The 17987-nt window shown below is 50.1% G+C and carries 11 protein-coding genes; 8 read left to right on the top strand and 3 right to left on the bottom strand.

Annotated features, from left to right (window positions below):
• Nucleotides 1-65: 65 nt before the first annotated feature.
• From BMW79_RS33495 to BMW79_RS33475, 5 genes are all read left to right on the top strand, one after another.
• Nucleotides 66-1106: a FecR family protein gene (locus BMW79_RS33495; RefSeq protein ID WP_089904771.1), complete on the top strand. Its 1041-nt coding sequence runs from the start codon at nt 66-68 to the stop codon at nt 1104-1106.
• 51 nt (nt 1107-1157) lie between these two features.
• On the top strand, nt 1158-4712 hold the full coding sequence (locus BMW79_RS33490) for a SusC/RagA family TonB-linked outer membrane protein (protein WP_089904768.1): 3555 nt from the start codon (nt 1158-1160) through the stop codon (nt 4710-4712).
• Between the two features lie 27 nt (nt 4713-4739).
• Nucleotides 4740-6554, top strand: a complete 1815-nt coding sequence (locus BMW79_RS33485) for a RagB/SusD family nutrient uptake outer membrane protein (RefSeq protein WP_089904765.1) — start codon at nt 4740-4742, stop codon at nt 6552-6554.
• A gap of 120 nt (nt 6555-6674) precedes the next feature.
• Nucleotides 6675-9284, top strand: a complete 2610-nt coding sequence (locus BMW79_RS33480; RefSeq protein WP_089904762.1) for a glycoside hydrolase family 2 protein — start codon at nt 6675-6677, stop codon at nt 9282-9284.
• On the top strand, nt 9281-10522 hold the full coding sequence (locus BMW79_RS33475; RefSeq protein ID WP_089904760.1) for an MFS transporter: 1242 nt from the start codon (nt 9281-9283) through the stop codon (nt 10520-10522). Before BMW79_RS33480 ends, BMW79_RS33475 begins: the two co-directional genes overlap by 4 nt.
• Here the strand turns inward: BMW79_RS33475 and BMW79_RS33470 are convergent.
• A complete protein-coding gene (locus tag BMW79_RS33470; protein ID WP_089904759.1) occupies nt 10493-11236 on the bottom strand; it encodes a phytanoyl-CoA dioxygenase family protein in 744 nt (247 codons plus the stop codon). The genes BMW79_RS33475 and BMW79_RS33470 overlap by 30 nt on opposite strands.
• A gap of 140 nt (nt 11237-11376) precedes the next feature.
• Here BMW79_RS33470 and BMW79_RS33465 point away from each other — a divergent pair, with 140 nt between their 5' ends.
• Nucleotides 11377-12447 (top strand): NADH:flavin oxidoreductase/NADH oxidase, encoded by a 1071-nt coding sequence (locus tag BMW79_RS33465; RefSeq protein WP_089904756.1) that lies wholly within the window; start codon nt 11377-11379, stop codon nt 12445-12447.
• Nucleotides 12448-12491: 44 nt separating this feature from the next.
• Here BMW79_RS33465 and mgrA read toward each other — a convergent pair whose 3' ends face one another.
• Both mgrA and BMW79_RS33455 read right to left on the bottom strand, forming a co-directional pair.
• The gene (gene mgrA / locus BMW79_RS33460) at nt 12492-13484 is read right to left on the bottom strand and encodes an L-glyceraldehyde 3-phosphate reductase (RefSeq protein ID WP_089904753.1); all 993 of its coding nucleotides are present in this window, start codon (nt 13482-13484) and stop codon (nt 12492-12494) included.
• Between the two features lie 117 nt (nt 13485-13601).
• A complete protein-coding gene (locus BMW79_RS33455) occupies nt 13602-14513 on the bottom strand; it encodes an acyl-CoA desaturase (protein WP_089904750.1) in 912 nt (303 codons plus the stop codon).
• 170 nt (nt 14514-14683) lie between these two features.
• On the opposite strand from BMW79_RS33455, the gene BMW79_RS33450 reads away from it, so the two are divergent.
• Nucleotides 14684-15262, top strand: coding sequence for an HdeD family acid-resistance protein (locus BMW79_RS33450; protein ID WP_089904747.1), 579 nt, complete (start codon nt 14684-14686; stop codon nt 15260-15262).
• Between the two features lie 113 nt (nt 15263-15375).
• Entirely contained in the window at nt 15376-17982 is a 2607-nt protein-coding gene (locus BMW79_RS33445; RefSeq protein WP_177192448.1) for a M1 family metallopeptidase, read from the top strand.
• Nucleotides 17983-17987 lie beyond the last annotated feature (5 nt).

Genomic DNA, 17987 nt, shown 5'->3' with positions numbered 1-17987 from the left:
AAAAATATTTTAAAAAAGTGATGAGATTTTCCCCGTTACCTGCTCTTTAGGTAAAAGCACGTCTCTTGGCAGCCAGTAACTATTTATCATACACCGCCCGGGAGTTTGCTATGGATGAGGATTTTCAACAATGGGTTTTACACCCGGAGCAGAGAAATGTGTTTTGGGAGTCGTGGCTTCGTCAATACCCGGAAAAGGAACCCGTCATCAGCAACGCCAGGCAACTCGTGCAAAGCATCCGCTTCCGCGATTATTCCCTGTCGGCCACCGACAAGGAACAACTCTGGGACGCCGTATGGAATGGACTGGAAGAGGAGGAGGAAGCAACGGTGGAAACACCTGCGCTCCCCGTACGAAAGATAAATATCTGGAGATATGCTGCCGCAGTGATGTTGGGTATGCTCCTCACCGGCGGATGGTGGTGGTGGAAGACAGGTAGCCGGCAACCCGCTATTCTCAGCACTTTCACCCGTCTTGGCGAAACCAGGAAACTGTTGCTGCCAGACAGTTCGGAAGTAACACTCAACGCAGATTCCCGCCTGCTGTATGCAGTTACCGGCAGCGGACAAAGAGAAGTATGGCTCGATGGGGAAGCTTTCTTTCATGTAAAGCATACCGCTTCCCAACAGAAATTTATCGTTCATACCTACGACCACCTCGATGTGGAAGTACTGGGCACACAGTTCAATGTGAACAGCACCGGTAAAGAAATTGTTGTGGTACTGCAACAGGGCAGTATCCTGCTGAATATCGGTGAACCCGGCAACGGCAAAGCCGCAGCACTCTACCTGCAACCCGGGGAAATGCTCCGGTATAATAAACAGGATGGCGATTATGCCAAAAGAAGCGTAGATGCCGTCAACTACACTTCCTGGCACACCGGCAGACTTACCATGAACGACTTTACCCTGGCGGATGCCGCCGTCTTCATGGAACAGGTGTTTGGTAAAAAACTGATCGTTCGTGATACACAATTGTTAAGCTATAAGGTATCGGGTTCAATGCCTATCATTTACAACGCCGATACTATGATGACTCAGCTGGGAAAGGTTTTCCGTATGCAATTCAACCAAAGAGGCGATGAAGTCTGGATTCATAAGCCGTAAAGATCGCCACTCGATAATAGTGTCTTATTCTTAATCGTTAAAACCTGTAAGATGAAAAAAGGTTTACGTGTTTTGCTGATGCAAGCATTGGCCCTGTATTTCCTATCCCAAACGGTGTCAGCACAGGAACTGGCTGCCACCGATAACCAGCAGATTCCCCCTGAAACCGGTAACAGCGAGGGAACCACACAACCCGATGAATCGTCCCTGAAAACAGTATTACACCTGATCGAGGAACGCTTCAGTGTATCTATCGCTTACAAAAGCACCCTGGTAAAAAACAAAAAAATACAACTGTCGGTAGCCAGCTGCCAGTCCCCCGAGGAAGCCCTCGGAAAGGCGCTCAACCCCTTCAACCTCCACTATGAGAAAGTAAGGGAACACTTTTATATGGTGACCGAAAAAACTGTCGCCCCCGCACCCGCAGATCCCGGTACCCTGCAACAGCAACATCCTGTTAAAGGCGTAGTCAGAGACGAAAAAGGCAATCCCGTAGGAGGCGTTACCGTTCGCATCGCCGGCACCAATATCGGTACCGTTACCAATGCAGATGGTTCCTATTCCATCTCCGCTCCCGGTAAAAGCGGTGATGAACTCGACATTACCTTTATCGGTTATGAAACACAACGTATACCCGTTAGCGGTAGATCACTCATCAACGTTGCCCTCAAAGAAGGCTCCAGTGCCCTCAATGAGATCGTAGTTACCGGTTATACCACCCAGAAAAAGAAAGACCTTACCGGCTCTGTGGCCGTAGTGAATATCGATAACCTGAAAAGACAACCATCCGCACAGGTAACAGAACAGTTACAGGGCCAGGCCTCCGGTGTTACCGTCATCGGCTCCGGTCAGCCGGGTGAATCGCCTCAGATCCGTATCCGTGGCGTTAATACCTTTGGCTCCAACTCCCCGCTCTATGTAGTGGATGGCGTACCCACCACCGACATCGCTGACCTGAACCCCAACGATGTGGCCAGTCTCCAGGTATTGAAAGATGCCGGCGCTGCCTCTATCTACGGTTCCCGCGCTTCCAACGGTGTCATCATCATCACCACCCGCCGTGGTTCCGGTAAGGTAAAAGTATCCTACGATGGCTACTATGGCCGCCAATACCCCAAAAATGGAAATGTATGGAATACCCTCAACCCACAGGAACAGGCCGACCTCAGATGGCTCGCCTATAAAAACTCCGGCCTCGATCCCGGCACCGACCAATACGGTAAAGGCGCTACACCCGTGATCCCGGATTATATCCTGCCCTCCGGAAAAATGGAAGGCGATCCCGCAGTAGATCCCTCCAAATATTATGTGAATCCGAACTACACGGATCTGAACGACTATAACAGCTTCTACCAGATTTCAAGAGCCAATAAAGCAGGTACCAACTGGTACCGGGAAATATTCCGCCCGGCGCCTATCACCAGCCACAACGTGGCCGTGAGCGGTGGCGGCGATAAAGGAAACTATCTCTTCTCCCTGAATTATTTCAATCAACAAGGTACGTTGATGAATACTTACCTGAGAAGATATACCGTCAGGTCCAATACCCAATACAATATTACACCGGGCATCCGGGTAGGAGAGAACCTCGCTTTCTCTATGTCTGAAAATCCCTCTGTTGATATCAATACCTCCGATGCTGCTATCGGTCATGCTATGCGCGAACAAAGCATCATCCCGGTATATGATATCAAAGGAAATTTCGCAGGTTCCGCAGGCGATGCACTGGGAGACGCCTTTAACCCGGTAGCGATGCAATACCGCACCCGCAACAACAAAGGCCTCAACACCCGGCTGTTTGGTAACGTGTACGGTGAAGTAGACTTCCTCAAATACCTCACCTTCCGCACCAGCTTCGGCGGTGAAGTATCTTCCGGCTGGTCGCATTCCTTCACCTTCCCGCAATATGAAAATAAGGAGAACGCCACCAGCAACTCCTACACAGAAGGATCTACCAACGCCCACAGCTGGACCTGGACCAATACACTCACGTATCACCAGACCTTCAATAATAAACATGACCTGAAAATTATTGCCGGTACGGAATCATTCGATGCCCGCAGCCGCGCAGTAGGCGGTACTACGAAAGACTACTTTACCTTCGATGAATATTTCCCGGATCTGAGCACCGGTACGGGTACACAAACGAACTACAGTAACCGCGAATCAGAAGGACTGTTCTCGATCCTCGGTCGCATCGACTACTCCTTCGCCGACCGGTATCTCCTGAGCGCCACGGTTCGCCGCGATGGTTCTTCCAAATTCGTGAATAACCACTACGGTACTTTCCCTGCCATCACCGCAGGCTGGCGTATCTCCCAGGAAGAATTCATGAAATCCGTTACCTGGATTACAGAACTGAAAATACGCGGAGGCTGGGGTATCATGGGTAATCAGCTGAACCTCGGCGTCAACAACGGCTACTTCCTCTATGGCGGTAACCGCAACTCTTCCTACTACGATCTCGCTGGCGTGAATAACGGCCTCACCGCCGGATTTGCAGGCATGCAGATCGGTAACCCCGATGCGAAATGGGAAAGCGATGTAAACGCGAACTTCGGTATCGATGCAAGCCTGTTCAACGGTGAACTCGATTTCTCCGCCGATTACTATCGCAAAGACATCAAAGATCTCTTGTACAATCCGGAATTACCCGGCCTTGCAGGTACCGGCGCACAGCCTTTCGTGAATATCGCCCGCATGAAAAATGAAGGGTTCGACTTCTCCGTCGGCTGGCACAAGAATATTACAAAAGATCTGCAACTCAACGTTACCGGTACCCTCACTACCTACAAAAACAAGATCGTTAAAATAGCAGATGGCGTAGACTACTTCGATAGCGACGGTCGCCGCTTCGATGGTAGCAACATTATCCGCAATGCTGTAGGACAACCCGTATCCTCTTTCTTCGGATATAAAGTGATCGGCTTCTGGAACGACCAGGCAGAAATTACCGCCGCAGATAAACAGGCACAGAAAGCTACCAACACACCCGATGCCACCTACCAGGAAGGCGAAGGGCTGGGACGCTTCCGCTACCAGGACGTAAATGGCGACGGTATCATCACACCCGACGACCGTACTTTCCTGGGCAATCCTAATCCCGACTTCTCCTACGGTATCAACCTGGGCCTCGCCTACAAAGGATTTGATTTCAGCATCTTCCTCTTTGGTACCCATGGCAACCAGATCTGGAACAACGTTCGCTGGTGGAGAGATTTCTATCCATCATTTGAAAGCGCCAAAAGTAAAACCGCCCTCTATGATTCCTGGAGACCAGATCACCACAACGCAACAGCTCCTATCCAGGAAGTAAACGGTTCTACCAGTACCCAGGGCGTTCCTAACTCTTACATGGTGGAAAACGGCGCCTACCTGCGGGCAAAGAACATACAGCTTGGATATACGCTGCCTACGAAACTGGTGTCAAAAGCACACATCGAAAAACTGCGCATTTACATCCAGGCGGCTAACTTATTTACTATCACCAAATACTCTGGCCTGGATCCTGAAATCGGCGGCTCCAATATCACCGACTTTGGGGTAGACGAAGGCGCCTATCCGAACCAACGCCAGTTCCTCATCGGATTGAACCTGGGTTTCTAACAATTGCTCATTTAAAAAAGTAGGATCATGAAATCAAAATCATTTTATCATATACTATTGAGTGCGGCTATTGCAACTCCCTTTATCACCGGTTGTAGTAAGAGTTTCCTCGAACGCACCCCGCAATCTTCCCTGGAAGAGTCTTCGCTTACCAATAAAAAAGGAGTGGCCACACTGCTCGTAGGCGCCTATGGCGCACTCGACGGACAGGATTTTAAAGACGGCGATATGGTCAATCTTTCGGGAGGTAGCGGCTACGCCGTATCACCCGATAACTGGATCTATGGCAGCATCTGCGGTGGAGATGCCCACAAAGGCAGCGATCCCGGCGATGCCGCCGCCATTCTGCAGATCGGCACCTTCATCGGCAACGCCACCAACGGCTTCTTTAACGATAAATGGCGCGTTGATTATGAAGGTATCCGCCGCTGTAATTTTGTCCTACATATATTGACGAACGTCACCGACATGACCGCCGCAGAGAAAGATGAAGCCGCTGCGGAAGCACGCTTCCTGCGCGGTCATTATTATTCAGACCTGAAAAAGATGTTTGATAATGTGCCCTGGGTAGACGAAAATTCCAACAGCTACAGCAAGCTGAATGTGGATGAATATAAAATACCCAACGACAAAGATGTATGGCCGATGATCGAAGCCGATTTTAAATTCGCTGCCGAACATCTCAATGAAATCCAGGATGTGATTGGTCGCGCTAACAGCTGGGCCGCCAAAGCCTATCTCGCTAAAACACTCCTGTATGAAAAGAAATACGGCGAAGCCATGCCCATCTTTGAAGATGTGATCGCACACGGTGTAACCGCCAAAGGAACCGCGTTTGAACTGCGCCCGAAGTTCCACGATAACTTCGATGCCTTTACCGAAAATAACAGCGAAGCCGTTTTCTCTATACAATACAGCGCCAACGACGGCTCCGGTGGTACCGGCAACGCTAACCAGGGCGAAATGCTGAACTACCCGTACAACGGACCTTTCAGCTGCTGCGGCTTTTATCAGCCTACACAGGACCTGGTAAATTCCTTCCGCACAGACGACGATGGACTGCCATATATCGATGATTTTAACAGCCACCCTGTTAAAAATGATATGGGCATCGCCAGCAGCGACGACTTTACACCGGATGACGGAAACCTGGATCCACGGCTCGACTGGACCGTTGGCCGTCGCGGTATTCCTTTCCTGGACTGGGGCAATCACCCTGGTATGGACTGGGTACGTGACCAGCAATCTGCCGGCCCGTATGCTGCACTCAAAAACGTATACATGCAGGCTACCCAGGATAAATACTATGATGGAAATGGCTGGGCGCCCGGTAATGCGATCAATTATGTACTGATCCGCTTCTCCGATGTACTGCTCATGGCCGCCGAATGCCAGGAACAGGCCGGTGATCCGAATCTCGCTGAGAAATATGTAAATATGGTACGCGCCCGTGCCGCCGATCCTGTAGGCTGGGTGAAAACCTATATCGATCCGGATCATCCGATGGCGGGTTATACCAACACACCTGCTGCCAATTACCACGTGAGTGAGTATCCTGCCGGTACCTTCGCCGCCAAAGGAAAAGCATGGGCCATCAAAGCGATCCAGTTCGAACGCAAACTGGAACTGGCAATGGAAGGCCACCGCTTCTTCGATCTCGTTCGCTGGGGTATCGCACAAACGGAACTGACCCGCTACTTCAACTACGAAAAAACAATTACCACCGATGTGGCTACGGGTAGCTTCGCTGCCAAAAATGTACGCTTCCCGATTCCGCAAAGACAAGTAGATCTGAGCGTGAAAAGCGGCGCACCCACATTGAAACAGAATACCGGTTATTAAGAATCCGGGCTTATGATGAAGAGGATTATCCTGGCGCACCAACCGCTAACCAGGATAATCTTCTGCATTATTTTTCCTCTTCACACACCAACATCTTATTCATCATAAAATTACCATCACATGAAACACGGCTTTTATCTGTCGTTGTTAATGGGCCTTGCTTTGCCCGTGAAGGCGCAACAGAAGTGGATAACGGCACAGCAACCACTGGACAAAAACTGGCAGATACAGTCAGCAGCACTCGTACAGGAAGAAGGAAAAGTAATTGCCACTGCACAGTATGCCCCGCAGCAATGGTATCCCGCCAAAGTACCTGGTACCGTGATGGCGTCCCTGGTGGAAGATGGGGTTTACAAGGATATCTTCTTCCATAACAACATGGAGAAGATCTCCACCGAACCCTTTAAACATCCCTGGTGGCACCGCACCAGCTTTGAACTGCCGCCTATGAAAAACGGGCAGGTAGCAAAGCTGCTTTTCAATGGCATCAATTACCGGGCATCCATCTGGGTAAATGGCACAGAAGTAGCCCCCGATACTGTCAGAGGTGGTTTCCGGAGATTTGAACTCGATATCAGCAAACTGGTACATCCCGGCAAAAACGTGCTCGCCCTGAAAATAACCGCCCCTGATAAAGGTGATCCTACCCTCGGGTTTGTAGACTGGAATCCCGCGCCACCGGATAGAAACATGGGTATCTGGCGCGATGTGCAACTGCTCCTCAGCGGACCGGTGGCCATTTCTCAGCCATTTGTACAAACAACTGTCGATACTGCCACATTAAAACGTGCGGCCGTTACCGTGAGTACGATCCTCCGTAATGAAAGCAGTGTACCCGTTACCGGTACTCTCGAAGGTACCATCACCGGGAATATCCGTTTCTCACAACAGGTAACGCTATCGCCCAACAGCAGCCGCACGGTTACGTTCAGCCCCGGCGCCTACCCGGCACTGCAGATCAGTAATCCCCGCCTGTGGTGGACACGCGATCTGGGCAAACCGGAATTATACGACCTGGCACTGCAATTTAAAACAGGTAATACGGTAACGGATACACGGAATGTCCGCTTCGGTATCCGCCAGGTATCCGACTATATCAACGAAGCCGGCCACCGGGGTTATCTTCTCAATGGAAAGAAACTACTGATACGTGGCGGCGGCTGGACAGATCCCATGCTGCTCAATGCCACACCGGATTACGAACGCGCCGGGATCGACTACGCCGTTCAGATGAACCTCAACACCATCCGCATGGAAGGCTTCTGGGGCAACAACCAGCACCTCTACGATCTCTGCGATGAGAAAGGCATTTTCATCATGGTAGGATGGAGCGCACAATGGGAATGGGATAACTATATGGGCAAAGCCGCAGATGAATTTGGTGGCATCGTTTCGCCGGAACAACAATTCATTGCCGCCCAATCGCTCAAAGATCAGATCACCTGGCTGCGTAATCACCCTTCCATTTTTGTATGGGTATATGGCAGCGATAAACTGCCCCGCCCAGCCCTGGAACAGCAATACCTTGCTATACTGCGGGAATACGACCCTTCCCGGCCTTCACTCAGTTCCGCACACGATAACACCAGCAGTGTCAGCGGACCTGCCGGCGTGAAAATGCGCGGCCCCTACGATTATGTTCCCCCCGACTACTGGTACATAGATGATAAAAACGGCGGCGCCTTTGGTTTTAATACCGAAACAGGCCCCGGCCCACAAGTGCCGTTGCTGGAAAGTCTCCGTAAAATGATCCCGGAAGATTCCCTGTGGCCCATCTCCAACGCCTGGATGTACCACGCCGCAAGAGGAGAGTTTCATAACCTCGACTACTACAACAATGCCATGGAAAAGCGTTTAGGTAAAGCCGTTAGCCTCGACGATTACATCCGCAAAGCACAATACCTTAACTACGAAGGTATGCGCGCCATGCTGGAAGCATTCACGGCTAACCGTCCTGCTGCTACCGGAATCATTCAATGGATGTACAACGCTTCCTGGCCCAAACTCTGGTGGCAGTTGTACGATTACTACCTGTTGCCCACCGGCGCTTTCTATGGCGCACGTAAAGCCGGCGAACCGCTGCATATTTCCTGGAACTATGGCCGCAGGGGAGTAGACGTGATCAACAACACCGCTGCCGCCAGCGCCCCGTTAAAAGCCCGTATCCAGGTACTCAATATTGCCCTGCAATCCGTTTATAAAGCAGATACACTGCTGCATAGCGTGCAGCCTCAGAAGGCATTACAACTGCCGGCGCTTCCGGTAACGCCTCCTGGCAATACCTGGTACCTCGATCTGCAACTGGAAGATAACGGCAAAGCAGTGAGCCGCAATTTTTATGTACTCTCGAATAAACAGGATGAACTGGATACCGCCAAAACCAACTGGTACGTGACACCGCAAACTGCGTTCGCCGATCTGACGGCGCTGCAGCAATTGCCCCCGGTAAAACTGGAGATGCAATCGGCGTTTACCCGTCAGGGTGATACCACCTTTGCAAAGATAACGCTCCGTCATCCCGGCACCGGGCTGGCCTTTATGGTACACCTGGATATACGCGGCGCAAATGGCGAAACAATAGTGCCGGTGTTCTGGGAAGACAACGACTTTACCATGCTGCCCGGGGAAACCATTACTATTAACGGGTATGTACATACGAAAGCTCTGCAGCAGCAGAAAGCAGTTATATCGCTCAGCGGCTGGAACATTGTACCAATCACACAACCATGAAAACAAGAAACTATTATATTGTTGCACTGATCATGCTCACTTTCTTCGTGATCTCCTTTCTCACGAATGTAATAGGGCCGCTGATCCCCGATATTATCAATGGCTTTCACCTGAGCCTTACGCTGGTGGCCTTACTGCCCTTTGCCTTCTTTATCGCTTACGGCGTAATGTCTATTCCCGCCGGCATGCTCATTGAAAAATACAAGGAAAAGAAGATCATGATAGCAGCCTTTGTAGTAGCCTTCTTTGGCGCGTTGCTGCTGTCTGTATTTCCATCTTATTTAACCGCTGTATGGTCGCTGTTCCTGATCGGCTGTGGTATGGCGATGTTGCAGGTGGTGATTAATCCCCTGCTGCGTACTTCAGGGGGAGAAGAACATTATGCGTTTAACTCTGTGCTGGCGCAACTGATCTTTGGTCTTGCTTCCTTCGTAAGTCCACTCGTATATTCGTACCTGGTAGTCAATATCCAGCGTGGCTCACTGCATGCGTTCACAGGCCTGGTGCCTGCCGGACTCCCCTGGATTTCCCTGTACTGGCTGTTTACCGTGATCTGTGCCCTGATGATCCTTATTCTGGCGGTGTCAAAATTTCCACGGGTAGCGCTCACCAAAGAGGAAACAGTGGGCGCCCTGCAAACACATATCGACCTGTTGAAGAAGCCGGCAGTACTGCTGTATTTCTTTGCCTTGTTCTGTTACGTGGGCACGGAGCAAGGAATTGCCAACTGGATCTCCCAGTTCCTGTCGGTCTATCACCAATATGATCCGCAAACAACCGGCGCCAATGCAGTGGCGTATTTTTGGGGCCTTATGACTGCCGGCGGCGTACTGGGCTTACTGTTGCTGAAATTGATGGATAGCCGTAAAGTACTCATCGGTTTTACCCTGCTGGCGATGATCAGCTTTACGGCGGCTTTGTTCGGAAGCGGGCCGGTGGCACGTATTGCTTTCCCATTGGTAGGTTTCTTTGCCTCCGTGATGTACCCGATTATCTTTTCACTGGCGTTGAATTCTGTAACAGAACACCATGGGTCTTTTTCCGGTATCCTGGTAACAGGCATCACCGGGGGAGCGGTGTTGCCGCTGGTAGTAGGCTGGCTGGGCGATCACTGGGGATTGCGCACGGGTATGTGTTTTCTGTACCTCACCATGGGATACATATTAAGTATTGGTTTCTGGGCAAGACCATTGGTCACCAACAAAACATTAAGCTTCGGTAACCGGGAACAGGGATGATTGCTCCGCCCATTCCAATCCGCCGGTGAGACTGCGGTCACTGAATTCAATATGGATCACCCGCCGGTTATGCCCGTTGCTGCTGCGCCCGGAAGCATGCATCAGTAAGGGCCGCATAATCATTACACCGCCTTTTTTTACCCGGCAGCTTACCTCCGGGGTCTGGTTTAGATCTATGCCATCTGCCCGGTAAACACCTTTTGCGTGTGAGCCGGGCAGTACTTTTAAGGCGCCGTTCTGTTCGTCGGTATCGTCGAGATGGATGCGCAATGTGTAAATACTTTGCAGGATGTCTACCGGCGGTTGCACCGCATACTGGTCAGGCTTTACGGTCCATGGACCATAACCCTCCACGTGCAATTTCTGATTCACAGAAATGGTAAGATCCTGGTGCCAGGCCACAAACCAGTTCGATTCGCCGGGTTTATCAAAATAAATAGACTTCACCGGTACATGGCGTATGCCAAACAACTCCCGCACGATCTGCTCCACAGCCGGTGAAAATACCAGCGGAGCCATACCCGGTACTACCTGCAAAAAGCGGCGGATGGCAAATAGATCACTGGTTTTCCGGAACAACGGACCGCTATGATCTGCACTATCAATCACAGCAATCATCTCCCGTATAGCCGTTTCCGTAAATACGTCTGCTATTACAGTGTAGCCAAATTCTTCCAACTCCTGCCGGTGTAATGAAATCTGATCGTTATTCATATCTGTTTATCAGGTGTGCAAGGTAATAATATCTGCTTAATGCCCTCAGGCAAATGCTCCGGCAATTATTTATTAATAGACAAGTTTACGCGCGCTATACGATTAAAGCTTAATTTTAAAGAACTTAAAAGCAGCATTTTATGTCACATTTGTTCAGCCCTCTACAGTTGAGGAAGGTAGTATTCCGGAACAGGATAACGGTATCGCCTATGTGTGAATATTCGTCAACGGATGGATTTGCGAACGACTGGCACCTGGTACACCTGGGTAGCCGCGCAGTAGGAGGGGCCGGGCTCGTGCTGACAGAAGCCGCCGCCGTATCTCCGGAAGGCCGCATTTCTATCCAGGATTTAGGCATCTGGAAAGAGGAGCATATCCCCGGATTACAACGCATCACCTCTTTTATCACCGCCCAGGGAGCCGTTCCCGGTATCCAGCTGGCGCATGCCGGTAGAAAAGCGAGTACCCTGCGTCCCTGGGATGGTAATGGTACCCTTCCCGCAGCAGATGGGGGATGGGAAGTAGTGGCGCCCAGCGCCATTCCTTTCAACGACGTATATCCGCTACCGGTAGCACTCACGGAAACAGGTATACGTAAAGTAAAGGACGACTTTAAAGCCGCTGCCCAAAGGGCTTTGGCGGCAGGGTTCAAAGTGATAGAAATACATGGCGCACACGGTTACCTGCTGCATAATTTTTTATCTCCCCTCAGCAATCAACGCACCGATGAATACGGAGGCAGCTTTGAAAACAGGATCCGCCTCCTGGTGGAAACCGTGGAAGCCGTTCGCAGTGTATGGCCGGCGCAATATCCTTTACTGTTACGCATCTCCGTTACAGATTGGGCAGATGGCGGCTGGAACCCCGAAGAGTCGGTAAAACTGGCAGCGATCGTAAAAGAAAAAGGAGTAGACCTGGTAGATTGTTCTTCAGGTGGATTGGCAGCACACCAGCACATCAAAGTAGGGCCCCTGTACCAAACTCCATTCGCAGAGAAGGTAAGGAAGGAAGCCGATATCCCTACCGGTGCAGTAGGCATGATTACTACGGCAGCAGAAGCGGAATCTGTTATCGCAGAAGGAAGGGCAGATATGGTGCTGATGGCGCGGGAATTGTTGAGAGATCCTTATTTCCCGCTGCATGCGGCTCATGAACTGGAGGCAGATCAGAAATGGCCGGTACAATATGAACGGGCTAAACCCAGGAAGTAAAAAATATTTACCTGCCACCAAACAGCTGGTGGCAGGTAATATCACTATTTCAGAATAGCTTCAATAGCGTCCAGCTCTTCTTTCGCAAAAGCAGTATTCTTCAGCGTTTCAAGGTTGTTATCCAGTTGTGATACAGAACTTGCGCCAATTAATACAGTAGTAATACGCTTGTCTTTCAGGATCCAGGCAAGTGCCATCTGTGCGAGTGACTGCCCACGTTGTTGCGCCAGCACATTCAGCTTTTTCACTTTCTCAATTCTTTCCGGTGTTACATCGCCTTCCTGCAGGAATCCACTTGGTTTGCTGGCACGGGAACCTGCCGGAATACCATTCAGGTAACGATCGGTCAGTAAGCCCTGCGCCAGGGGAGAGAAAGGAATACAACCCACCCCGTTTGCTTCCAGCACATCCAGTAAGCCGCCTTCTATCCAGCGCTCAAACATGCTGTATTTAGGTTGATGGATCAGGCAGGGAGTACCCAGTGATTTCAATACTTCCACGGCTACTTTTGTTTGCTCCGCGTTATAGTTGGAGAGGCCCACATACAACGCCTTGCCTTGCTGTACAATATTGTGCAGCGCGCCCATGGTTTCTTCTATCGGGGTAGAAGGATCCGGACGGTGCGAATAGAAAATATCCACATAATCCAGCTGCATACGGCGTAAGCTCTGGTCCAGACTGGAAACAAGATATTTACGGGAACCCCAGTCGCCATATGGACCAGGCCACATGGTATAACCGGCTTTGGTAGAAATAATCAGTTCATCCCGCAGATGACCGGTGAAGTCCTGTTTCAATACCCTGCCGAAATTTTCTTCTGCACTGCCAGGCAAAGGACCATAATTATTCGCCAGGTCAAAATGCGTGATACCTTTATCAAATGCGTTATGGATAATACTACGTCCGTTCTCAAAATTATCAACAGAACCGAAGTTGTGCCATAAACCCAGGGATACGGCAGGCAGCTGTATACCGCTCTTACCACACCTGTTGTAGGTCATATTGTTGTACCTGTCTGTTGCGGGGGTGTAATACATGCAATTTTATTTTTAGGGAGACAAGATAGAAAAATCTTCCTCAAAATCCAGTTAAAAAACAAAAGGGAAAGTACCTGCAGGCACTTTCCCTTTTTCTATAATGACGTTGATTGTTTTTTAGTGTAATTCTTCCACCGGAACACGTGGAGACGACTGCTGGCTAAGCTTATTGCTCTCTTTCAGTTTAGCAGGTACAGGACGGATATCCCATACAATGCCGAGAAAACCTAACGTTTTGATAACATAGTAGGTGATGTCAAATTCCCACCAGTAAAAACCTTGTCTGGCAGCACTTTGATAGTAGTGGTGATTGTTATGCCAGCCTTCTCCCAGGGTGATCAGCGCCAGGATAGCACTGTTGCGGGATTCATCTCCGGTATAATATCTCTTGTTACCAATTTTGTGCATGAGGGAGTTGATGGTAAACGTACCATGATACAGGATCACGGTGCTCAGGAAGAACCCGATCAGCAACGTAGATAAACCTGCGCTCCAGTCAAACCAACCGGTACCATTTACCTTGTTACCTACAAAATACACCGCTATGGCCAATACCACTGCCGGTACCATATGCCATCTGTTCAGCCACATTAATTCCTTCGCTTTATGGTCTTTGATCAGGTCAAAACGGGTCGGTTTGTATTCTGGTCCCATGATCCAGCCAATATGCGCATACCAGATACCGTACACATTCGCGGAATGCGGATCCTCGGGCGTGTCGCTATGTTTGTGATGAATACGGTGATTGGCCGACCACCATAAGGCGCCTTTCTGTAAACTGCTTTGTGCTCCCCCCGCCAGGATAAACTGGAAAAACCGCGACGTTTTAAATGCACGGTGCGAGAAATAGCGGTGGTAACCCGCTGTTACAAAAAACATACGTACTACGTACAAAACACCGCATAAGATCCAGTCAAATGCTGTAGTGCCGGTGAAAAATGCCAGTAAGGGCACCGCGTGTATGCCCATGAAGTCTGCCTGGTGCCACCAGTTTGGTGGTTGTCTGTCTTGCTTGATCGCCTTATTCATTCCACAAAGATAATTTCCGTCTTTTATTAAATAAATGATTTAAATCATTTGGACAAAGTTAAGTGCTTTTCCCCGGTTTTTAAGCGCCTATATTCCCGGTGAACTTTTTACAACCCGGTGTGTTTACAAGAAAACGAATAAGCTCCTTTTCTCACATTAAAGTAATTGTTATGTCACAATTTGTCTCAGCTATCCGGAATAATGTGAAATATTGGTGGTTATATCTCCTCAACGGGATCATATTCCTCATCGCTGGTTTCATCGTCTTTTCAAACCCTTTCAGTAGCTACGTTTTGCTCAGTATTTTCTTCAGCATTACCCTGTTTGTGACCGGGATCTTTGAAATCGCTTTTGCTGTCAGCAACCGCAAAGGACATTACGGTTGGGGATGGTCGCTCGCTTCGGGTATCATCGACGTTGTAATCGGTTTTATCCTCATGCTCTATCCTTCTGTAAGCATGGCGGTTATTCCACTGTTCCTGGCCTTCTGGTTTATGTTCAAAGGCATCAGTCTCATCGGGTTTGCTATCCAGCTGCAAACAGAAAAGATCCCCAACTGGGGCTGGTTGCTGGTAGGAGGGATCGGTCTTATTATTATCGCCATTTTCATACTGGATAACCCCGCTCTGGGGGTGGCGGCTGTTCTCGGACTCATGGCCGCCGCTTTCTGGGGCACCGGTATCCTCAGTATCATTTTCTCCTTCCGCCTTAAACACGTAAAGAAAGAACTGAGGGAACACGGTCTCTGAAAAGCCGGACCGGCAATCACATAACAGCGGAAGATCAACACAGCCTCCTGTTTTGATCTCCCGCTGTTATTGCTTTTATGTATATTCGAAGCTTCTAAATCTATTCTCGTTTGATGAAGTTCAACAAAATCTATGCTATCGCAGCCTTGTTACTATTCACAGGGATGCGGCAGGGGATGGCACAAATAACCTCCGCGTACGATGCGCGCGAAGCCTTCGCCCCCTTTTTCTATCCGGCACCCGGTAATGAATTCCGCAGCGCCGGTGGACAACCCGGCCCAAAGTACTGGCAGAATGCAGCCGATTACAAAATTGCTGTCACCCTCGATACGGTACAACATCGTATAAGCGGCTCCGTAGTCATTACCTATAAAAATAACAGCCCGGACCAGCTGCCCTTTGTATGGTTGCAGATGGACCAGAACATTTATCGCGAAGATTCCCGTGGAACCGCCACCACACCCGCTGGTGAACGCTTTGGAAACCGCAGCTTCACACAGGGTTTCGAACTCAGAAATGTGAGCGTGATCAGTAACGGTAAAACCATTGCCGCCAATTATCTCGTGAATGATACCCGTATGCAGGTAAAACTGGCAGATGCCCTCAAAACAGGCGCCTCCCTGCAACTGAAAATTGATTACGCCTACACCATACCGGAATATGGTACCGACCGTACCGGCCGTTTACGCACCAACCATGGCTGGGTATATGAAATTGCCCAATGGTATCCGCGCATGGCCGTGTACGACGATATTCTCGGATGGAATAACCTGCCCTACCTGGGCGCTGCAGAATTCTACCTGGAATACGGCAACTTCGATTACACCATCACCGCCCCCGCCAGTATCTTGATCGGTGGCTCCGGCGAACTGATGAACGAAGCCCAGGTGCTGTCTCCCGTGGAAATCGGCCGCCTCGCCAAAGCACGCAACAGCGATGCTACCGTGATGATCCGCGATAGCAACGACGTGAAAAATAATAGCCCCAAAGGCAACCGCACCTGGCACTTTGTCTGCAAAAACAGCCGCGACGTTGCCTGGGGCGCTTCCGCTGCCTTTGTCTGGGATGCCGCCCGCATGAACCTGCCCAATGGTAAAAAAGGCCTGGCCCAGTCGCTCTACCCGATTGAAGTAGCCGGCCCCAAAGCCTGGGGAAGATCTACTGAATACGTAAAAGGCTGCATCGAGCATTACTCGGATACCTGGTTCCCTTATACCTATCCCGTAGCTACCAACGTGGCTGGCATCGTAGGCGGTATGGAATATCCCGGTATCGTGTTCTGTGGCTGGAAAGCAACGCAACGCAGCCTCTGGGGCGTAACGGACCACGAATTCGGGCACAACTGGTTTCCCATGATCGTGGGTTCCAACGAACGCAAATATGCCTGGATGGATGAAGGCTTTAATACTTTCATCAACGGCATCTCCACTCAGCGTTTTAATAAAGGAGAATACGCGCTGCGCAGCTCTATGCGTGGTTCTGCCGGGATGTTCTTTACACCGTCGGCTACCTCGCTCATGACCACACCGGATGTGATGAGCGCGAATTACCTTGGCATCGGCGCTTATTACAAACCCGCTGCAGGACTCAATCTCCTGCGCAATGAAATTCTCGGCCCGGAACGTTTCGACTACGCCTTCCGCGAGTATATCAAACGCTGGGCATTTAAACATCCTACGCCATACGATTTCTTCCGCACCATTGAGAATGCCGCCGGCGAAGACCTCAGCTGGTTTTGGCGTGGATGGTTTATCAATACCTGGAAACTCGATCAGGCCGTAAAAGGAGTGAAGTATGTCAATAACGATCCGCAACAGGGCGCACTCATTACCATCCAGAACCTGGAGAAACTCCCGATGCCTGTGACGCTTGTTATCACCGATGCCGCTAAGAAAACGGATACCCTCCGCTTACCGGTGGAAATATGGCAACGCGGCAGCGAATGGACCGTCAACTATCCGTCCAGGACCAGCCTGATCAGCGTGGTCATCGATCCGCTGGGTAGTTTACCCGATATCAACGGCGCTAATAATACCTGGAAAGACGATTCCGTGAAACTTGTACCGGCAGACGTTACGGCCACGACTATATTAAATCGCTATGTAAACGCTATTGGCGGCGCCAATGCCCTGAAAGCGGTGAAAGACCTGTCGGTAGACCAGGAAGGAACTGCCGACGGCGGCACCGTAGAATATCACCTGAGGGTAAAGCAACCAGCTCTGTGGCTGCAATGGGTAACTGTTCCCAGTCAGAAAACAACTGCCTACAAATTGCTGATAAAAGGCGATGAAGTAAGCGTGATCCGCCTGAATAAGGAAGTTTCCCTGTCTGCCGCCGATAAGGCCATTGTAAAAGATAAAAACCAGTTGTTTCCGGAACTGTTTTATCTCTCCCCGGATAATAATGTGAAAATGGAGTTGGCGCCTGCTATTATAGCCGTAAATAATGTGCCCGCTTACCTGATCAGCGTGGCTACCTCCAATGGCGCACTGGTGAAGAATTATTACGATGTAAACACCGGGCTCAAAATCCGCACCGTTTCCTCCGCCGGAGAGGAAAGTATCGAGAAAGAAACCATTACCGATTACGCCGATTATAAAGCGGTGAGCGGTATTCAGCTGCCACATACCACTTCGTTCACCAATTCACTTTTCAAAGTGACGATGAAACTGAAGAACGCCACCGTGAATGGCGGTATACCGGATGCCGATTTTAAATAAATATT

The organism is Chitinophaga arvensicola, from assembly GCF_900110835.1.
GTDB classification, from domain to species: Bacteria; Bacteroidota; Bacteroidia; order Chitinophagales; family Chitinophagaceae; genus Chitinophaga; species Chitinophaga arvensicola.
Note: the sequence above shows the minus strand (reverse complement) of the source record. Positions and strands in the feature narration are given on the sequence as shown.